Raw genomic sequence first — 20432 nt, forward strand, 5'->3', positions numbered from 1 at the left:
GATGACATGAACGAGTGCTAAGGATTCGCATGAAACTGAACTGTGATATGGGTGAAAGCTACGGAAGCTGGCAAATGGGCGATGACAAGGCCGTCATGCCCTGGGTGGATATGGCTAATATTGCCTGTGGCTTCCATGCTTCTGACCCGGATATTATGTCTGACACCGTGGCCTGTGCAGTAGAGCATCAGGTGACGGTAGGAGCGCACCCGGGGTACGACGATAAGCCGGGTTTTGGCCGGCGCAGTATTCCGCACAGTCCGGCGGCTATCAGCCATCTGGTGGCCTACCAGACCGGCGCCCTTGACGCGGTTTGCCAACTGCATGGCACCAGCGTGTCCTATGTCAAACCTCACGGCGCCCTTTATCACGACATGATGGCCAAACCGGACGTACTGAACGCCATTCTGGCAGCGATCGCCGCCATGAACCGCCTGCGGCCATCGCCGCTGAGCCTTATGGTGCTGGCCAGAGCAGACAACAGCGAGACAGAAACCGCCGCGCAGGCATTCGGTGTGACATTGCTGTTCGAAGCCTTTGCCGACCGGGCATACGATGAGGCAGGCAATCTGGTATCGCGCAGCCAGCCAGGTGCCGTGCATCATGATGCGGCCAGAATCAAGCAGCAGGCTATGGAACTGGCTTCAGGCACAGTTACCACACACAGCGGATCTGTTCTTGCTTTGCATGCCGATACCTTGTGCGTACACGGGGACAATCCGGAATCGATCGCAACCATCGCTGATATCAGAAAGGCGATAGCGCTATGATTCGCTTTGATTCAGTGTCGGAAACCTGCCTGATGGTGCATCTGGCCGATGAGATAGATCTGAGCCTTACTCCTTTGGTAGGGAGGCTGGCCAGCCAGCTTCAGGCCGATTTTCCGCATCAGCTGATTGAAATTGTACCTTCTTATACCTCTATCCTGATTCATTTTCACCCGGATAAGATTACCGAACGGCTGCTCAGGGAACGTATCAGCCTCTGTCACCATCAATGGCAGGATAAGCCTCTGACGACAGTCGGGAAGTCGATTGAACTGCCGGTTTATTATCATCCTGATGTCGGCCCGGATCTTATCCCGCTGGCTGAAGCCAAAGGGCTGAGTGTGGATGAGGTGATTGCACTGCACAGCAAGCAAACCTATACCGTGTGTGCCATCGGTTTTGCACCGGGTTTTGCGTTTCTCGCCAGTGTTGATGAAGCCATTGCCATGCCGCGCCATGCCGAGCCCAGACTGAGTCTGGCGCCGGGCAGTGTCGGGATCGCCAACCGTCAGACTGCCGTTTATCCGGCGCAGTCACCCGGCGGCTGGCAAATTATAGGTAACTGTCCAAAGCCATTATTCAATCCGGAACGGGAGCCGATGACGCCTTTCAATGTTGGCGATCAGGTTTGTTTTCAGCCCGTAGACCGATCAACCTTTAAGTCGCTGGGAGGGAAAATATGGCCACACTGGAAGTAATACGGCCAGGGACGCTGACACTGGTTCAGGATGCGGGTCGTTTGGGAGTGGCCAGCCATGGTCTTAGTCAGGGAGGGGCGGCAGATATGCATGCATACTGCTGGGCCAATTACCTGCTGGGTAACCCGATGGACTGTGCTCAGTTGGAAATCACTCTGGGCCAGGCCAGCTTTAAAGCCCATGCCGATATCGAATGTGCACTGACGGGGGCTGAGATGCAGGCCAGTCTGGATGGCGAACCGGTTTATACCTGGAAGACGTTTGTGATGCGAAAGGGTCAGACACTGCAGCTTGGTTATGCACGTTCAGGGCTGCGTGCGTATCTGGCTGTTCAGGGGGGCATTCACACGCCCAGCGTGCTCGGCAGCCGGTCAACCGTTGTACGTAATCAGATAGGTGGCGTGGAAGGACGTCCGCTACAAAAAGGCGACAAGTTACCGATTCGGGCCAGCTTGGTGCAGCATAGTCCGCGCTATGTGCCGCCTCGTTTCATTCCCGATTATGACACGCCGATTGAACTTCATCTGCTGGCCTCTTCTCAGTGGGATTATTTCTCACCAGAGGCCCGGAACCAGTTTTTCGATAATCATTACCATGTAAAGCCGGAGAGTGACCGGATGGGATGCCGTCTGGAAGGCAACGCCATACTCGGTGGCCCGCCGGGAATTGTCTCAGAAGGCATTGCCCTGGGTGCGGTACAAATTCCCCCCAATGGCCAGCCGATTGTACTGCTCAACGACCGGCAGACGTTAGGTGGTTACCCTAAGCTCGGCTGCGTCGCCAGAATTGATCTTCCCCGGTTGGCACAGGCGCGCCCCGGAAAAGACATCCGATTTATTCGTGGCGATTTGGTATCATTGCGAAAAGCCTGGCAGCGTTTCTCGCACTTTTTCGGGTTGCCGTATTAGGCATCTCAGACCGGCCAGGTTGTTAATCCGGTAATTTCGATGGAGGAAAGCATGTTTATCTTTGGCTACGGTAGCTTAATCAATCGCGCGTCACGCCAGCTGACCGGGCAGACAGGACAGGCTGTCCCGGCTGTGGTAGAGGGCTTGCAGCGCCATTGGGGCAAAGTTGATGGAAGTTATGCCATCTCGCCGTTGGTCGCCTCACTGGGCGAAGGCCGCTGCAATGGCGTGCTGCTGAAAGTGGAAGATAACACACTGGCGCATTTCGACAGCAGGGAGAGGGGGTACTCTCGGGTGGAAGTGGATCCGTCTTTGATTACACACAATGGCATCTTGCAATTTGACGCACCTGTCTGGGTGTATGTGAAAGCTAACCCAGCGCCTCCCTGCGTGAATCAACCCATTATGCAAACCTACGTTGACACAGTGCTGGCGGGATGCCTGAGCATTTCTGATGCGTTTGCAAAGACGTTTATTGAAACGACGTTCGGCTGGCACCATCCGCTGGAAAATGACCGTGAGTCACCGAAATATGGCAATCTGGCCGGGGTGGAAGATGCGCATATTCCCGTGATTGACCGCTTGATCTCTCCGGCGCGGATACATGGCTAAGCCCAATAAGAAAGGGCCGGATACCACAGTTGAGATTTTCTGCAGTCAGTGCCGCACTCGTCTGTTTAAGTACCGTAAAGGGGGAAAGGGGGCATTGGTAAAGTGTTTCAAAGAAAGAATCGTGAAAGATTTTACGCTTTTGCCCTGCCAGTGCCCGAATTGTGAGCAAGTGTTTGCCCGCGACACCCTGATACGAGGGACGCCTGCCTTTAAGATGATTGGCGGCAAAGCATTCCAGAAATAGCCATGATGCGCAGGCTATGGTGGGCTTACGGTTGTGGTGACTGTCATCTCATCAAGATTATTGCTGAAATAGCTTTGCGGGCAAACTTCCCGCTTTGTACGCAATACGGCTTTTAAATCGAGAATTTTACGTTTATAAGTCCCGCGAACCAGTTGATAGTCAAGCTCAGGGGAGAACCAGAGTTTGACTTCTCTGTCGGGCTTTTTAATTTGCTCAACCCGTATGGTATCGACACTGCCGTAATTGGTCTGGAGTTTCTCTTTGCCGGCGACTCTGAAAAAGTAGTGATTAACCTCGTCTGACTCCTGCATCTTGAAATCAAAGGTCTGCTTACCCTGAATCAGGTTCAGCCGCATTTGGCTGGCAACAGCTTCCACATCCAGCAACGGCAGGTCATTACTGTCAAAGCTGAGTTTCTCACCATCCGTAATAATGTCTGAGCGGGTTCCGTCCTGATTGAAGCTGCCACGGGTGTTACCGTCAAGCAGCCCTGTGATATTGCGGTTGAAAGACTGAGTCAGGAAAGAGCCTTTGACATCAGACCAGATAACACGGGTTTGTTGCTGAAAATGGGTTTTGGCCACAATGGCCGACAGACGGCTGGTGGACTGGATATCAACGCGCTGATTGTTTTGCCAGCTTAACTTGCGTTCAAAATAGCCTATCTTATGGTTACCGTAGAAGAGATCGTAGGTCAGCGTTTTTACGCACTGATGCCACTCAACGGGCGGGGAAGCCATAAGGTTAGAAGATGCCAGGCAAAGCGGCAACAATGCAGACAAAGTAAGTCTTTTCACGAAACCTCCCCAGTGGTACACAGCCAGATAGTAAGGCCTATTTAAGCGTAACCAATATGTCTGATTATGTTAATGGAACTGTGCAAGCAATCCACAGATGAGACACCTATTTTAAGCCGTCTGTTCCGGTTACTGCTACCGATGTACGGTAAGTGACTGGTTTTCCGGTAAAGCATGCCTGATAAAGTATCTTTGCAGCGTATCTGATTTATGAAGTTTTTATGTCATTTCCCAGTCAGTAAATTCAGTGGCTTACCGTAAGTGTTAAGTGTAGCTGGCAAGATAACAACCGGGGTGGCTGCATAATTGATTGATCTCTGGTGAGTCATTTTTTCTGCCTTAACAAACCAATGTGACATCCTTATGTCGGAAATTTGACGCTTTGGGGATCGGAACCTATGTTTTATGGGCCCTTGAGGTACATAGCTTGTAAAAAGTGAGCATTGTTAAGGTTCGATCCATGAGCAGGAGGACAGGATGAAAAAAGCAAATGGTGTCTATCGGCTGCAAATAATAAAGGAGGTCGCGATAAGAAAGCAGCTTGAAGGCAGCAGTGATCCAATGGCAAACCATATCCACCAGTTACTGGAATCCCGATCGGCGGATTCTCACAGCGAAGAGACACACCTTTTTAGTGGCAATCACTATGATGACCGCGCGGGTGGCTGGGTCAGCAATTTCTGGAACGCTAAGTAACCAGAGTGAGTGACGTGACCGGGTCAGGCCAGTTAGGATCTGACCCTTGTCGGCTCCGGGATCGACCCCGAGATGATTATCGAGACTAGTTTTCATTGATGGCCTGGTTCTGGCATCAGAGCCTTATCTGCGGTACATTTCCCGGTCTCACTTTATTCTGAATCAGATAATGCATTACATCGACATCAACACTTATACCCGTAAATGGATTTTCACCCATGCTTCTATGCCGGTCCCGGCTGAGGATCTGGCACAGATTAAGCCTTTGTCTCAGGCCAGATCGGCCACGTTATGGCGCGAGCACATCAGCAGCCAAAGCCCGGATTCGGATCACTTCGGCAAAGGCGACTGGGCCGGTGAAGAGAAAAACTGGACAGAGACTGTCGAATGGCAAGCTGCGTGGGATGACGATGAACCGGCATTACCTGAGGCGTTAGCAGACTTCCTTGACTGGGAAGACAATACCCCTGTCTATTTTTGTTATGAAAAATATAACCTGATTGAGACAAGCTGGGGGGTGTTTAAGCGTAACTGGAAAAACTTCCTGTTTTTCGATGATGGCCCCTTACTGATTGCCAGAAAGAAAACTCAGGCTGTGTGGTTCCATTCAAACGGCACCTGCAAGATAGGCCACAGAACCGTTTAATTAACAATGCACAGTTAACACCACCGGCTGTTAGTTACACATAACAAAAGACGTGGCGGGCTGTATCAGCAGAGCGGGCAGCGAACAACACAGGCTGCTCAGGAACTGATTTCAGAACCGACTTTGCCGCCCATCAGTTTGGTGATGTTGTCACAGGCCAGATGCATATTTTCCTGGTTGGAATGCACCGATGCCCCAGAGCTGAGCAAAGGTTGTTTGAGCGGCTGGCCTAACACCAGAAACAGGCGGGCCCCTTTCTGACTGGTTTTGATATGTATGGGTAATGCGGACGGTTTCAATATCCCCATTTGTTGCGGATAAAGCTGGTTTGCCCCTATATATACCGATCCTGAGCGCAGATAGACAAAGCCAGCGACCAGCTCTTCATCCGGCTCCCAGTACCAGCCGCCGTAAGGCGAAATCATAATATCCAGGTAAGTCACCGGTATGCTGGAAGCGATGGGGCTGGTGGCGTCTTTGTACTGACCGATCAGCACTTTGGTTGTTGCATCCGTCTCTTCGACCAGTGGCAGGTTCTGGGTGCAGACATACTGACTGGAGGCATCAGCCATTTCCTGCTCCCCGGCAGGTAAGGCGGTCCAGAGAGCGAAGGATTCAGCACGGCCGCCGAGAGGCTGCATGGTATCTTTGTGAATGACACCGTTGCCGGATGTCATGATTTGAAGATCGCCGGTCTGCATGGTGACTGTGCAGCCACAGGAATCAATATGATGCAGGGTGCCCGTTACCGGGTAGCTGAACGCTTCAATGCCGGAGTGGCCGTGATAGTCAAGGCCGGTTTCCTGTTTGATGCCATTGGCGTCAAAATGATCCCAGAGTACGAAAGGGTTAAGTTCAGCAAGGTTATCACGGTAAATGTAAGCAGTCATGGGCCCGGATTTCCGACCGTAGCGGACTTTATTGATTGTTCTCGTCGCTTGCATGATCGCCACCCATTTTTCTGTACTTCTTGTGAATAGAGCTTAGCTTATACTCACAGTAAACGACTATTTGAACCCTTTTGTTTTCTAAAAATTGACGTCATTTTTACCATCCTTGATTCAGTTCACATTTGCCAGACCACATGGCTCACTCTGGCATCCAGTTCCAGCTGCTGAAACAGCCGCAGCCAGCGTTTCTGATTGGCCTGCAGGGAATCGCCCGGCCCTTTCACTTCGACCCATTGAATATGCCCGTTTTTGAACATCACTAAGTCAGGCTGACCGCTGCGGTTATGGCGTGGATCGAACAACAGGCGCGACAGCATGGCATACAGCTGCTCGCCGTTTAAGCAAGACACTGTCTCCTCAATCAGAGCCGGTGTCAGAATGGCCCAGTTTACCCAGTCGTTAGTGATCCCTTGCTTTTGCTGAAAAACAGCCAGCCAGTTGTGCCAGCTTTCTGTGCGGATGGCACTGAGCCGGGCTGTGAGCATTTCTCGCCTGCGCTCTGAAAATTCACTGTGGTACATATCGCGGGGCGCCCGCTGGAAGGGGTTGAGAAAGGCCCCGGAAACAGGGGCAAAAATAATGTCCCAGAATGCCAGGCCAAATAACCCACATATCAGGGCATTTTCGGTGTAGTGAACACGCCATCCTGCTTGCCGGTAATGGTTAGCAACAGCTAACTCGACACGTTCTTCACTGACGGCCAGTGTGAGTGTCTCCTGCGTGAAATTGTCTTTGGCCGTCTGTGCCTCCGGCAGGTTCAGGGTACGGCTGAGCTTGTACGCCAGTCGTTGTCCGACTTCGGCTTCTTCTTCATTAAAGGGCGCTGACAGCATCTGCCGGCAGATAGCCAGAGCGGTAGGGTGGCGCTGCAGTCTGTCCAGTATCCGTACCCGGCGTTCACGACTGGGCGGCAGCGTACTGCGACTAAACAGAAACAACGCCAGATCATATTGGCCCAGGCGTTCAAGATCCCGGGCAACCCGGTTGAACAACCGTTGCCGGCGCCGTTCAAGCGGCGACCATGTGCAGGGGCCGGGCAGGGAACTGGCGAACTGCCGCAATGCCTTCGCATCTTTGCTTAGCGATAGCTGTTCGTATTCGGCCGCTAAGGCCCCAAGGGACAGCCATTCCAGTATGTGCTGCCGCTGCTGAAATAAACGGGTTGTCGCGTCGATCTGGTAATTTTCAAAGATATGCAGCCCCAAATCTGTCAGCACAAACTGGCTTAAATCCTGATATTGGTTGCCGAAAAACAACAGTAAAAAGGTTGTCAGGTGCGCTTGATGTTCAACATGGACGATGGATTCGTTGAATGCCGATATGGTCGGAGACGTGGCAAGTATGGCTGTGGTGAGCGCCGATTTTCTGGCTTGCTTTAACGCTTGGCCATTGGCGTGCACTTCAGGGTAGTGTTTCTCGCTGAAGATCTTAAGCAGCTCTGGTTTGGTGAATAAATCCAAGATCTCATTAACCGGCCAGTTTGCGTCATTGCAGGTAAGAAGTTTGTTGCTCACCAGCTCCTGAATGGCGTTTTCTTTATTCCGGATTTCAGGGTAGCTGAGTTTGCTGACACGAAAGTATCGACCTTTGCGGGACAACATTCGGATATACAGTTGCTTGGCATCCGGCGTAAGCAGGGAGTAAGTATTCAGCCACCAGTGCTCGTAATGGCTCAATAAGTCATGATACTGCTGCCGGACACCGCGCAGCAGGAGCTCAAAGTTGTGGCGGTAATAATCCGACGCCAGCACAGTTGGTGTATTTTGAGTCATCATTGTCTCAATGGCTTATTGGATACCATGTATTGTGGAAATTTCTCACGTTGCCGTAAAGCTCTGATACCAGAAGCAGCAAAATGAAATTAACATAACATGATCATTTATGGCTCTTTAATGGTCGCATATACTGCGTATTGATAAACTTGCTACAGGTAATAGCTTAAAAATGAAAGGTTTTCAGTGATCAGACTGCGTGCTCTTTTTCCGCCTGCTTTTATCATGCTCGCTCTTACCGCGTTCATTTCTTTGTTTGCTTTTCTGTCGTGGAACTTGCATGCCGAGGAAGCGAACAACCAGCGCGTAGTTTCTGTTGAACCACATGACGAACAGCCTGCCAATCTTGTAGGGGCGGCGTGCGTTATCCGGCATGGCAAGCAAATGGTCATGGTGTCGGAAATTATCACTCAGAAGCTGTCCATTCCGGGCGGCTATATTGATAATCAGGATACTGCCAGTGAAGCGGCCCGGAGAGAGGCGCTGGAAGAAACCGGATTAGATGTAGAAGTGGTTAAGCTTTTGCAGTTCAGGGACAGAGCGGCCATATATGCTTGCGTGGCGACGCAACCGATTCTGGTTGCCGAGCAAGAGGAGAGCGATCAGCGCCATCAGATCGCAGCCTGGCAAGCGGCTGACTTCAACCGGGAAATTAACGCTGTATATCTGGTATCACCGTTGTCTTTACAGGATGCTGAGTATCGTTACCCTGAAGATACTGCCTATTTGTATCAGTGGATGATGGAAACGCCAGAAAGCGAGGTGGTTTTCTATACCGATATCAGTGACCGGGCAAGCGCATTACATCAGGCCGAATTGATTGTGATCAAAGCCTTTAAGGACTGGGGTAATAACCTGCCCAATGCCGCAAAATTTGTGCTGGACAGCCTGATGTGGCTGCTCAACCTTTCCGGTGAATACTGGTTTGTGTTCTTGCTTATTGCTGTTATTGCTTTCTTATTTGGGCCGTCGGCTATGTTGCAACTGCTTGCCGCCACTGTGATTACCATCCTGGTCTCAACTTGCCTGAAACAAATTTTCAATTTACCGCGTCCATTTTATCTGGTGCCGGCATTGCAAAACGGCAGCGCCTACGGATTCAGTTTTCCGAGCGGGCATACCTTATTAGCTACTGTCATCTGGGGAATGTTCTGGATGAAACTGTGCGCTGGAAAATCATGGCTCCGCGCCGGGGTGGGGTTGTTGGTGGTTTCTGTTCTGATCACAGGTCAGGCGATAGCCCGAGTTTGGTTTGGCGTGCATTTCATTTCAGACACGGTAGCGGCCATCATTATCGGTATTCTGCTGCTGGCCCTGTTCTCCCGGCTAATCACGCCGACCGCCATACGGGGAAAAGCGGTATGGCTGGGGATTACCGTTCTCACCGGGGCGGCGGCCGGCTTAACCTTGCTGCCTGCACATACTTACCTGTTTGCCATTTCGCTGGGGGTATTTCTCAGTCTGGATGCTTTACCTAAAGGAAGCCTGAATCTGTCTGTGTCCCGGCATATTCTGATGGCACTGGTGTTGTTGGCAGGTTCAGGAGCGATCGCTTACTTTTTTACTGTTATAGCCAATACCTCTACTGTCAGTCTTATTACGCTGGGAATGCGTGCCACAGGGGCATTTTTACTGACGGTATGGCTGGTGGCTGGCTTATCTTTCATGCTGAAATTATTGGCTGACCCGGACGTAGCCAAATGAAGCCACGGGTGGGGGCGGGGAAAGCAAACATAAACATGTCAGTAAGCTGTGTCTGACACTTTGTTTCATGACTTGAGTGCGGTAAAGTGAGCGCAAACGATTATATCAAACAGGCATCATTGTCTGGATTAATATGGAGCCAGTGAAAGCAGGATAGCTCAAAACTGGACAAGGAGAGCAATGTTACCCGCACTGACGTTTGAGAACAGTATCGATGACATCGTACTGTCGTATCTGGATGCGCTGGAAAATGCAGGATTTTCTGGCGATGTTGAACGCACCTATGCCAGCCGTCTGGCTGTCGCAACCGATAATAGTATTTATCAGCAATTACCTCAGGCTGTCGTTTTTCCTAAATCTGTGGATGATTTGGTGCTGGTCGGAAAAGTGGGCCAGCAGCCCGCTTTTCAGCAGGTCAGCTTTTCTCCACGAGGGGGGGGGACCGGGACGAACGGTCAGTCGCTGACACCGGGTATCGTCGTTGACCTTTCGCGTCACATGAACCAGATTCTTGAGATCAACCCGCAGGAAGGCTGGGTCAGAGTGCAGACAGGGGTGGTGAAAGACCAGCTCAATGACGCACTTCGCCCGCATGGTTTCTTTTTTTCCCCCGATTTGTCCACCAGTAACCGGGCAACCATCGGTGGTATGGTTAATACGGATGCATCCGGTCAGGGATCGCTGCAATACGGTAAAACCTCAGATCACGTACTGGCACTGAAAGCGGTTCTGGTGGATGGCTCAGTGCTGGATACCGAACCTTTGACGCAAGACGGCCTGGAGCATATTGCGCAGCAAAACGGTCAGGTCGCTGAAGCTATCAGTGTGGCGGCGAAAGTGTGCCGCGAAAAGCGTCAGCAAATTCTGGATAAATTCCCGCCACTGAACCGTTTTCTGACCGGTTACGACCTGAAAAATGTGTTCAATGATACGCTGACTCATTTTGACCCGGCGCGTCTGCTGTGTGGCGCCGAAGGCTCGCTGGCCTTTATTGCCGAAGCTAAACTCAATATCACCCCTATCCCTAAAGCCCGGGCGCTGGTGAATATCAAGTACGACAGCTTTGATGCTGCGCTGCGCAATGCACCTGTGATGGTGGAAGCTAAGGCGCTGTCTGTTGAAACCGTGGATTCAAAAGTACTCAATCTCGCCCGTCAGGATATTGTCTGGCACACCGTCAGCGATTTGATCACCGATGTGCCGGGTAAGGACATGCAGGGTATCAATATCGTTGAGTTTGCCGGTAATGATGTCGATTTGATTAAACAGCAGGTGCAACAGTTGAGCGAGCGCCTGGAAAATTTAATCGGACAGCAGGGGATAATCGGCTTTCAGGTGTGTGACGATCTGGACAGCATCAATAAGATCTACAACATGCGCAAAAAAGCTGTGGGTCTGTTAGGTGCTGCCAAAGGCTGGCAAAAACCGATCCCTTTTGCAGAAGACACCTGCGTACCACCGGAAAATCTGGCTGATTTCATTGTTGAGTTCCGTCAGTTGCTGGATGAGAAACAGCTTCATTACGGCATGTTTGGTCATGTGGATGCCGGTGTATTGCATGTGCGTCCTGCGCTGGACATGTGCGATCCGGCGCAAGAAAAAATGATGAAGGAAATCTCGGATCAGGTGGTTGCTCTGGTCGCCAAATACGGCGGTCTGATGTGGGGTGAGCACGGTAAAGGCTACCGTTCTGAGTACGGACCTGAGTTCTTCGGTGAAGAACTGTTTACTGAGCTGCGTCGCATAAAGGCAGCTTTTGACCCGCACAACAGGCTGAATCCGGGCAAGATCTGTACCCCATTAGACAGTAATGCTGAACTGGTGAAAGTCGATGGCTTGAAACGTGGGTATTTTGACCGCCAGATCCCGGTGAAAGTCAGAGACAGCTTCAAGCAGGCGATGGAGTGCAACGGCAACGGCTTGTGTTTTAATTACGACACCAGCTCACCCATGTGCCCGTCGATGAAAGTCAGCGCCGACCGCCGTCACTCGCCGAAAGGCCGGGCCGGACTGGTTCGCGAATGGCTGCGTTTGCTGGCTGATCAGGGCGTTGATCCGGTCAGACTTGAGCAGGACTTGATGGAAAAGTCGCCGACGGTGAAGCAAATCATCGATCGCTTCCGCAATACTTTCGGCCCTCAGCGTAAAGCGTACGATTATTCGCACGAAGTGATGGAAGCCATGAACGGCTGTCTGGCGTGTAAAGCCTGTGCCAGCCAGTGTCCGATCAAAGTGGATGTACCGAGTTTCCGTTCGCGTTTCATCAACATGTACTACAGCCGTTATCAGCGTCCTGCCAAAGACTATCTGGTCGGCTATGTGGAAAGTTATCTGCCGGTCATGGCCAAAGCCCCGTCGCTGGTTAATGCAGTGATGCGACCCGGCTGGTCAAAATCCTTGACGGCGAAAGTGCTCGGGTATGTGGATATGCCTGAACTGTCGGTGCCTACGCTGTTGCAGGGACTGGCGGGCAGCCATGCAACCCGGTTCGATCTGCAGTGGCTGCAGGCCTTGTCTCAGGAAGAGCGGCAGCAGTATGTGCTGATTGTTCAGGATCCGTTTACCAGCTACTACGATGCGGAAGTGGTAAGGGATTTTGTCCATCTGATAGAAAAGCTCGGTAAGAAACCTATGCTGGTGCCGTTTAAACCCAATGGTAAGGCGCAGCATGTCAAAGGTTTCCTGCGACAGTTTGCCAAAACAGCGAAAAACACCGCCGATTTCCTCAATCAGCTGGATGCGCTGGGCATGCCTATGGTTGGCGTTGACCCGGCATTAGTGCTCTGTTACCGCGATGAATACAATGAAATGCTGGGTGATAAGCGCGGTGATTTCAAAGTGTTGACAGCCCATGAATGGCTGACGCCATTACTGAGTGAATTGTCTCCTCTTGCTCCACGCAATGACAGTGAGTGGTACTTATTCGCCCACTGTACGGAGAAAACCAAAATGCCAAATGCTGAGAAAGAGTGGGCGGCAATCTTCCGTCACTTCGGTGCCAGCATGAAAGCTGTTTCTGTCGGCTGCTGCGGTATGGCGGGCACCTTTGGTCACGAGAAAGACAAGCTGGAAACCTCAAAAGGGGTGTTTGATCTCAGCTGGCAGCCGAACCTGGCGCAGTTGGATGGCGATCGCTGTATGGCAACCGGCTATTCGTGCCGAAGCCAGGTAAAACGTTTTGAGCACATTAAGATGAAGCACCCGGTTCAGGTGTTATTGCGTCTGGTGAGTACAGCCTGATGCCCGGCTGTCTGTAACAAACGCTGTGACGGCGGAGTGCTCAGGCCTCCGCCGTTTTTTCAGGCCACTTTTTCTTTCTGCTTCTCTTTTTGTTTCTCTTTGTCAAACAGGCTGGTGATCTGAGGTTTGATCCTGAACCGCTCCGTGCTGTCGAGGCACTCGGCCTGTTCCGTCCACCGTATCAGTTCAATGACGCCGTCATGGTGTTCGGCCAGAAAGGTGCAGTTTTCAATCCAGTCACCGTCATTGAGATATACGATGCCATCTTGTTCGGTAATTTCCGGATGGTGTATATGGCCGCAGACAATGGCATCAACATCTTTGTGCCTGGCCATAGTGACAGCAGCATGGCGGAATCTGGCAATCGCCAGATTGGCTTTTTCGACTTTGCTTTTCAGGTAGCTGGCCAGAGACCAGTAGGGTTGTCTGGTTAAGCGCCGGTAGTTGTTTAGCCAGCGGTTTAAGAATAAGAGGAAGTCGTAACCGGCATCGCCCAGTAAAGAGGTCAGTTTGCTGTGACAAACCATGCTGTCGAATTCATCGCCGTGAAGCGCCAGAATACGGTTGCCGTTTGCACTGGTGTGGATGTAACTGTGTGCCAGTTCAACATTGCCGAGATTAAACTGAATAAATTTGCGGATGGCTTCGTCGTGGTTACCCGGTATATAGATGATCCGGCATCCCTGCTCTGCTCGCTCCAATAAAAGGCGGACAGCTTTGGTATGGCTTTCCGGCCAGTGAAACCGGGATCTCAGAGACCAGAGGTCAACGATATCACCAACCAGTATGAGCGTGTCGGCCTGATAACGGGATAAAAAATCCAGCAGATAGTCGACTTTACAATCCCTGTTTCCTAAGTGTATGTCTGATAACCAGAGTGTACGGTAGGTGTGTTTTCCCATAGTCGATTCAACCCTTATATCAAGGTATCAGTGTCAGAAATAAGACTAATTTTCTAACATGACATTCGGGTGTCGTATCAGTGACTCCTTCATTGCAATGGAAGGGTTGCTGAATGTTTTTACCCGCGGTTATCAGGCAATTAGGTTGCGACAGGTATCCGGCGATTAAGATATAATCGCCGACATTCAGATTTTGACCGATGTTTTATTCAATAGATATTTTAAATGGATTTTAAGCCTAAGTATTTGATAAAAATGGTTCTGCCATTGTTCGTTCTGCTGGTGTCGGCACTGGTGTATTTAGGATATTCAGATTATCGTTCCATCCGGGACAGTGCCTACTCACAGGCGCGGGCTAATTTGAATGTGGCGAAAAAATACTTAGACCAGAATTACATTGCGGCAACGAATCAATTATTTTTATTATCTGAGATCCTCAAAGGGGCAGATAATATCCCTGCATTTCTTGATGCGGCGAACTATGTGGTCAAAAATCAGAATAAATTTCTGGAAATTGGTTTGCTGGTTGACTCAGATTATTACGGAACAGACGGATTTCGCCTGTCGGGAATTGACGAGAGGGTAAAGCGGCGACCCTGGTATTCTCACGATCAGAAAACCGGTGATATCTTTCTGTCGGATTTTTATCATAGCAACAGTACCAAAAAGTGGTGTATTGCTATGGTGGCTAAGCTGGCGTTACCTGGGAAAAATAACGTCAGAATTATGATTGAACTTGATGCCGGTGCAATGTCGGACGATCTTTCCGGGCTGAAAACGATGAAGAACGGCTATGTGTACGCGGTTGAGCCGAACACGAAAAGGGTTGTTATTCACCCCGACAAAACGCGGCTGGGCGTAGATTCTGTCAGTATAGATCCTGAATTGCTGACAACAATCAAAGCGGGTGAAGGTAGCGGAAATATCCCTTCATACGAATATGACAACCAGTATAAGTTCAGTGTTTACGATACCAATAACCGTTTTAACTGGGTGCTACTCTCTGGTACCAATAATAGTGAAATTGCGGCCAATGCCTTAAGGATAGGCGTTGTGGGCGGCGCTCTGCTGACAGTCGTCTTTATTATTTTACTGGGAGGCTACCTGCATACCCGCGTTCATCAGGTGGGTGGCCAGCTAATTGAAGCGCAGGAATTCGATGAACTGCATGAGCAACTGTCAGCGTTATTGAACGATACTATGGGAAGCAGCCGGGTTTATCTTTTCGTGATGAATACCAGAGAAGGGGTGCTGGAAGAGACCTATCACAACCTACGGGCAAAAGTACCGGCAGATTTACTGTGCCGAATTGCAGGTTGTCAGCAGCTTGGCCGGTTTTGTAAACCCGAACAGGACGATATTGTCCGTCTTATTGCCCCTAGTGAGCCCTGTATACGGCTGCCTTTAGTCAACTGTGCAAGGCGGCATGACACCCAGCACACGGCAAGTCAGCTGATCGGGGTGCTGTATATATGTCAGCCCGGTTTGGCTTATCCATTCTTTGCGAAAATGATTGCAAACTACACGCTCAGTGCATTGAATCAGCTGCTTTTGACGCAGCACATTCGTAGCGAAGATCAGATGACAGGGCTGAAAAATAAGAACAGTCTCCGTCATCATATGGATCAGAAGCTAATGGATAGCACTGCCGGCTATTTTCTGGCCATGATAGATGTGGACGACTTTAAGTCGATCAATGATACTTACGGCCACTTGATTGGCGACGAAGTCATTCTGAACATTGCGAGTCAGATGAAACACAGCTTTCAGCCACAAGCTGTTTTGTGTCGGTATGGCGGGGAAGAGTTTGCGGTGTTAATGGAAGCACCTGACCAAGAAACCGCCCTCAAGACATTGGATGATTTCCGTGCAAAGGTAGAGGGTAGCCGTATTACGGTTCATGAAGGCAGATCCTTTGCCATTACCGTCAGCATTGGTTTTGCTCCTTTGCGTCAGGGAATGGAATCGACTATCTCGTCTGCAGACAGGGCACTGTATCAGGCGAAATCCCAGGGTAAAAACCAGGTTCTCAGTGCAGATATGTGTTTAATCGGAACAGAAACGGAAGCAGTAACAGCCTGATGCCGTAATTGGTGCTAAGTTGAAGAGTTGGCAGTGAATTTCTGACACGGACATATGCTTGTTATAACAACCAGGCGATTTACAGACACCCACAGGGGGAGGCATGCTTAAATTTGTAGTGATAATCCTGCTGATTGCAGCGGCAGTAGTCATGGCTCGGTTTTTGGACGAGCGGCATCAGAAAAAGCTGTATATTGGCATAGTGATCTCTGCCATTATTGCGATTGCTGCTTTTATGGCAATGGAACTTGCCAGGTAATGTCTGCGACAACGGATTCTTCATTTTTCTTCCTTCTTTACGTCAAGTCGCTGAGTCTGACGACAGCGGCTTGAAACGTCATTCTCTTCTTTTCCCACAACTGAACTGAACATTTCTGGCCTGCAGATCTCACTTATCGCGGTTTGATGTCGCTTTAATGACAGCAATATGATTAGTTCTGTAATTATTAGCTTTGTAATCATTTTTCAGTATTAACCATTTAAATATCAAAGCCTTATCGTGACAATCAGTAGGTTGCTAAAAATATTGGGGTTGATCTTATCGTTTCAGTCCCTATAATTGTTTTTGAATTCATTAGAGCACTAAACAATGTGGCGACCAATGATTACAATGGCACCATGGGCATTAGCCCCAGAAACATCGACTAAGACTCAGGAAGAGTTTGTTTTTCGAAAACCGGAACGAACAGATGGTAATCGAGTGCATTCACTGATCGAATCTTGTCCCCCATTAGACACCAACTCCTCTTACTGCAATTTCCTGCAGACCACTCACTTCAAAGACACATGTATTGTTGCTGAATCAGACGGTGAGATGGCAGGGTTTGTCTCGGCTTACAGAGTCCCTGAAAAGGAAAATACTCTGTTTATTTGGCAGGTTGCTGTCGGCGAGAAGGCGCGTGGTAAAGGGCTCGCTTTCAAGATGATTCAACAACTGCTGGCGCGTGATGATCTCAGCGATATTCGCTGTATCGAAACAACCATCACCCGCCTCAATAAAGCCTCTTGGGCGTTGTTTAAGAAGGTGGATCAGGCGAACGGTAACTTAGGTGAAGTCTCGCTGTTCCTTGATGAAGAGAAGCATTTCGACGGTGAACACGACTCGGAATATCTCTATCGCATTCCACTTAAACAATAAATCACGACAAAACAGGATAAGTCATGAATATCTTTAATGCGCAGGAATCAAATGTTCAATGTTACGCCAAAAACTTCCCGGTGGTGTTCTCATCCGCAAAGGGTTGCTGGTTGAACACCAGCGAAGGTGAGCGTTACCTGGATTTCCTGGCAGGCGCTGGTGCGTTGAACTATGGCCATAATAACCCGGTGCTGAAAAAAGCACTGATGGATTACATCGATCAAGATGGCCTGACGCACGGTTTGGATATGCATTCCGAAGCAAAAGCGACATTTCTTGAAAACCTGAAAAATTACATCCTGACCCCTCGTGGTCTGGACTACAAAGTACAGTTTACCGGCCCAACAGGCACTAACGCCGTTGAAGCCGCGCTGAAACTGGCGCGTAAAGTAAAAGGACGCCAGAACATCGTTGCCTTCACCAATGGCTTCCACGGTGTGTCTTACGGTGCACTGGCGGCAACTGGTAACCAGCATCACCGTGGTGGTGCGGGTATGGCACTGAGCGGTGTCACCCGTCTGCCATATGAAGGTTACGCCGACCTGGATGGTCTGGCACTGTTCGAAGCTATGTTGACTGATAACTCCAGCGGCCTGGATAAACCGGCGGCTGTCATCCTCGAAACCGTACAGGGTGAGGGTGGTCTGAACGCGGCTTCCAACGAATGGTTACAGCGCCTGAGCGCTATCTGTAAACGTCACGACATTCTGCTGATTGTCGATGACATTCAGGCGGGTTGTGGCCGTACCGGTACTTTCTTCAGCTTTGAGCCGTCTGGTATCAAACCGGATATGGTGACCCTGTCTAAATCTATCGGTGGTTACGGTTTGCCAATGGCGGTCGTACTGCTGAAACCGGAACTGGATAAGTGGTTGCCAGGTGAGCACAACGGCACCTTCCGTGGTAATAACCACGCATTTGTGACAGCCGCTGTTGCGATTGAAGCCTACTGGCACAACGACGAGTTTGAGCAGCACATCAACGCACGCGCTGCCCAGCTGAACGTTACATTACAAAAAGTACTCAAACAGTACCCGGCGGTATTTGAAAAAATTAAAGGCCGCGGTCTGATGCAGGGTATTGCCTGTCACGATGGCGAATTTGCGGGTGCAATCGGTAAGCTGTGTTTTGAAAACGGCATGATTATCGAAACCGCTGGTCCGGATGATGAAGTGCTGAAGTTCTTCTGCCCGCTGACTATCAGTGAAGCAGAACTGGAAAAAGGCCTGCACATCTTTGAAAAAGCGGTGGCCGAGTTTGCAAAATCCAGCATGAAGAAAGCGTCTTAAGGAGAATAAGAATGATTGTACGCACCCTTGAAGAGTGCCAGAACAGCGAACGCCGGGTAGTGGCTGAAAACGGTAACTGGGAAAGTGTCCGCATGTTGCTGCGTGATGACAACATGGGCTTTTCGTTCCACATCACCACTATCTTTGCCAATACCGATACACACATTCATTACAAGAACCATCTGGAATCTGTGTATTGCGTATCGGGTGAAGGGGAAATCCAGACCACTGCCGATGGCAAGACTTACCAGATCAAGCCAGGCACCCTGTATGTGCTGGACAAGCATGATGAACACCAGCTGCGCGCTAACAAAGGTGTCGATATGGTGATGGCTTGTGTTTTCAACCCGCCACTGACGGGCATGGAAGTCCACGACAAAGACGGCGTCTACCCAGCAGCCGAATAATCACAGCTGTATTGACGCAAGTGATTAACCCTCCTTGCGATATCAACCTGAGGGTTACCGGAAGGCGGTGCAAACCGCCTTTCAACACCATCAAGCCCGGCACTCTTGCTGCGCTGATGAAAATAAAAGGAGTTACCATGACTCATACCGTTGAAAAGATTGGCGGTACTTCCATGTCTGCGTTCGATGCGGTAATGGACAATATCCTGCTCTATCCAGACAATCCTTATCAACGTATGTTTGTTGTTTCGGCCTACGGCGGTATCACTGACGCACTGTTGGAATGCAAGCGAACCGGTGAACCGGGCATCTTCCGCTACATTGCAGAACGCAACGATGTGTGGCGCGAGAAATTAAAAGCACTGGAGCAGCGTATGCTGCTGATTAACGACACCATGTTCCCTGAGCTGTTCTGTCGTAACCGTGCCGATAATTTTGTCAAAGAGCGTATTGCGAACGCCATTACCTGTATCGAAAATATTCTGGAAACCTGTCAGTACGGACAGTTTTCCCTGACCAGCTATTTACCGCAAATTCGCGAGTTTCTGTCTTCTATTGGTGAAGCGCATTCTGCCTTTAATACCACGCTGATGTTGAATAACCTGGGTATTAATTCTCGCTTTGTCGATCTGTCGGGCTGGGGCGCCGAGAACAATGTCCAGGGCGATCTGGATGCGGTGATTCTCGATGCCATTAAAGATATCGATCTGAGCAAAGAACTGCCTATCGTGACCGGCTATGTGTACTGCGATGAAGGTCTGATGAAGACCTACGATCGTGGTTACAGTGAGATGACATTCAGCCGTCTGGCGGTCTTGAGCAAGGCAAGCCGCGCGGTGATCCACAAAGAATATCACCTGAGCAGTGCTGACCCCCGTATCGTTGGCCCTGAGCATGTCCGCCCGATTGGAAAAAGTAACTATGACGTGGCTGACCAGCTGGCCAACCTGGGTATGGAAGCAATCCACCCCAATGCGGCTTCAGGGCTTCGTCGTGCCGGCATTGAGCTGGCGGTGAAAAATACCTTTGAACCTGAACACCCGGGCACTTTGATTTCTCAGCATTATCAGCCCAATACGGGTAAAGCCGAGATTATTGCCGGTCGGGATAAGGTTTTTGCGCTGCATCTGTTTGACCAGGCTATGGTCGGCCAGGTGGAAGACGTCAGCTATGAGCTGATGGAAATCATCCGCGAAGAAAACGTTCAGCTGATCAGTAAAGAGATGAACGCCAACTCGGTGACTTACTACCTGGATGGCAGCACATCAAGCCAGAACAAGGTATTGTCCAAAGCGGAGAAGCGTTATCCGAAGGCCAAGATCACCGGAAAAATGGTGGCGCTGATTTCGGTTATTGGTTCGGCTATCGATACCAATAAAACCATGAGTCAGGGTGTCTTGGCCCTGCTCGATAAAGATATCAGCCCGAAAGCGGCCCATGCATCGCTGCGTAATGTTGATGTGCAGTTTGTGGTGAAAGACAGCGATTATCACGGCGCCATTTGTGCGCTGCATGAGAGCTTCATGAGTGAAAGCAAGGCGTCAGTAACGGCAGAGAAAGTCGTCGCTTAGTAACGCTTT

General features: G+C 50.2%; 19 protein-coding genes. 15 read left to right on the forward strand and 4 right to left on the reverse strand.

Features of this window, described 5'->3' with window-relative positions:
* Positions 1-29: 29 nt before the first annotated feature.
* Genes D6M16_RS03150 through D6M16_RS03170 form a run of 5 tightly spaced genes read left to right on the forward strand, consistent with a single transcriptional unit; the run spans position 30 to position 3229 of the window.
* Complete coding sequence (locus D6M16_RS03150) at positions 30-770, forward strand: 5-oxoprolinase subunit PxpA (protein ID WP_120510530.1); 741 nt, start codon at positions 30-32, stop codon at positions 768-770.
* Complete coding sequence (gene pxpB, locus D6M16_RS03155) at positions 767-1465, forward strand: 5-oxoprolinase subunit PxpB (RefSeq protein ID WP_046219289.1); 699 nt, start codon at positions 767-769, stop codon at positions 1463-1465. Before D6M16_RS03150 ends, pxpB begins: the two co-directional genes overlap by 4 nt.
* Positions 1447-2373 (forward strand): 5-oxoprolinase subunit C family protein, encoded by a 927-nt coding sequence (locus D6M16_RS03160; RefSeq protein ID WP_046219288.1) that lies wholly within the window; start codon positions 1447-1449, stop codon positions 2371-2373. The genes pxpB and D6M16_RS03160 overlap by 19 nt, the downstream gene beginning before the upstream one ends.
* A gap of 51 nt (positions 2374-2424) precedes the next feature.
* Positions 2425-2985, forward strand: a complete 561-nt coding sequence (locus tag D6M16_RS03165; protein ID WP_120510531.1) for a gamma-glutamylcyclotransferase family protein — start codon at positions 2425-2427, stop codon at positions 2983-2985.
* Positions 2978-3229: a hypothetical protein gene (locus tag D6M16_RS03170; RefSeq protein WP_120510532.1), complete on the forward strand. Its 252-nt coding sequence runs from the start codon at positions 2978-2980 to the stop codon at positions 3227-3229. Before D6M16_RS03165 ends, D6M16_RS03170 begins: the two co-directional genes overlap by 8 nt.
* A gap of 14 nt (positions 3230-3243) precedes the next feature.
* Here D6M16_RS03170 and D6M16_RS03175 read toward each other — a convergent pair whose 3' ends face one another.
* Positions 3244-4026 carry a DUF3108 domain-containing protein gene (locus D6M16_RS03175; RefSeq protein WP_162940908.1) on the reverse strand — a complete coding sequence of 261 codons (783 nt, stop codon included), beginning with the start codon at positions 4024-4026 and terminating at the stop codon, positions 3244-3246.
* Positions 4027-4503: 477 nt separating this feature from the next.
* On the opposite strand from D6M16_RS03175, the gene D6M16_RS03180 reads away from it, so the two are divergent.
* Both D6M16_RS03180 and D6M16_RS03185 read left to right on the forward strand, forming a co-directional pair.
* A complete protein-coding gene (locus tag D6M16_RS03180) occupies positions 4504-4722 on the forward strand; it encodes a hypothetical protein (protein WP_120510534.1) in 219 nt (72 codons plus the stop codon).
* 169 nt (positions 4723-4891) lie between these two features.
* Positions 4892-5368: a DUF2947 domain-containing protein gene (locus D6M16_RS03185; RefSeq protein ID WP_120510535.1), complete on the forward strand. Its 477-nt coding sequence runs from the start codon at positions 4892-4894 to the stop codon at positions 5366-5368.
* Between the two features lie 98 nt (positions 5369-5466).
* On the opposite strand, the gene D6M16_RS03190 is transcribed toward D6M16_RS03185, so the two are convergent.
* A complete protein-coding gene (locus D6M16_RS03190) occupies positions 5467-6312 on the reverse strand; it encodes a pirin family protein (RefSeq protein WP_240435515.1) in 846 nt (281 codons plus the stop codon).
* Positions 6313-6434: 122 nt separating this feature from the next.
* The gene (locus D6M16_RS03195) at positions 6435-8090 is read right to left on the reverse strand and encodes a VRR-NUC domain-containing protein (RefSeq protein ID WP_162940909.1); all 1656 of its coding nucleotides are present in this window, start codon (positions 8088-8090) and stop codon (positions 6435-6437) included.
* A 186-nt stretch (positions 8091-8276) separates the two neighbouring features.
* Here D6M16_RS03195 and D6M16_RS03200 point away from each other — a divergent pair, with 186 nt between their 5' ends.
* Together D6M16_RS03200 and ydiJ are read left to right on the forward strand one after the other, a co-directional pair.
* Positions 8277-9794, forward strand: a complete 1518-nt coding sequence (locus D6M16_RS03200; protein ID WP_120510538.1) for a bifunctional NUDIX hydrolase/phosphatase PAP2 family protein — start codon at positions 8277-8279, stop codon at positions 9792-9794.
* Between the two features lie 180 nt (positions 9795-9974).
* Positions 9975-13034, forward strand: a complete 3060-nt coding sequence (gene ydiJ / locus D6M16_RS03205) for a D-2-hydroxyglutarate dehydrogenase YdiJ (protein ID WP_120510539.1) — start codon at positions 9975-9977, stop codon at positions 13032-13034.
* Between the two features lie 59 nt (positions 13035-13093).
* Here the strand turns inward: ydiJ and D6M16_RS03210 are convergent, their stop codons facing one another.
* A complete protein-coding gene (locus tag D6M16_RS03210; RefSeq protein ID WP_120510540.1) occupies positions 13094-13936 on the reverse strand; it encodes a UDP-2,3-diacylglucosamine diphosphatase in 843 nt (280 codons plus the stop codon).
* Between the two features lie 225 nt (positions 13937-14161).
* On the opposite strand from D6M16_RS03210, the gene D6M16_RS03215 reads away from it, so the two are divergent.
* The 6 genes from D6M16_RS03215 (at position 14162) to D6M16_RS03235 (ending at position 20423) form a co-directional block, all read left to right on the forward strand.
* A complete protein-coding gene (locus tag D6M16_RS03215; protein ID WP_120510541.1) occupies positions 14162-16018 on the forward strand; it encodes a diguanylate cyclase in 1857 nt (618 codons plus the stop codon).
* A 103-nt stretch (positions 16019-16121) separates the two neighbouring features.
* A complete protein-coding gene (locus D6M16_RS22145) occupies positions 16122-16277 on the forward strand; it encodes a hypothetical protein (RefSeq protein ID WP_162940910.1) in 156 nt (51 codons plus the stop codon).
* Positions 16278-16619: 342 nt separating this feature from the next.
* Positions 16620-17156 carry a diaminobutyrate acetyltransferase gene (gene ectA / locus D6M16_RS03220; protein WP_027252511.1) on the forward strand — a complete coding sequence of 179 codons (537 nt, stop codon included), beginning with the start codon at positions 16620-16622 and terminating at the stop codon, positions 17154-17156.
* Between the two features lie 23 nt (positions 17157-17179).
* Entirely contained in the window at positions 17180-18445 is a 1266-nt protein-coding gene (ectB, locus tag D6M16_RS03225) for a diaminobutyrate--2-oxoglutarate transaminase (RefSeq protein WP_120510542.1), read from the forward strand.
* 11 nt (positions 18446-18456) lie between these two features.
* Positions 18457-18852 carry an ectoine synthase gene (locus D6M16_RS03230; protein WP_046219278.1) on the forward strand — a complete coding sequence of 132 codons (396 nt, stop codon included), beginning with the start codon at positions 18457-18459 and terminating at the stop codon, positions 18850-18852.
* A 137-nt stretch (positions 18853-18989) separates the two neighbouring features.
* A complete protein-coding gene (locus tag D6M16_RS03235) occupies positions 18990-20423 on the forward strand; it encodes an aspartate kinase (RefSeq protein WP_120510543.1) in 1434 nt (477 codons plus the stop codon).
* Positions 20424-20432: the final 9 nt, after the last annotated feature.

It is taken from the genome of Photobacterium salinisoli, assembly GCF_003614885.1.
In the GTDB taxonomy this organism is placed as follows: domain Bacteria; phylum Pseudomonadota; class Gammaproteobacteria; order Enterobacterales; family Vibrionaceae; genus Photobacterium; species Photobacterium salinisoli.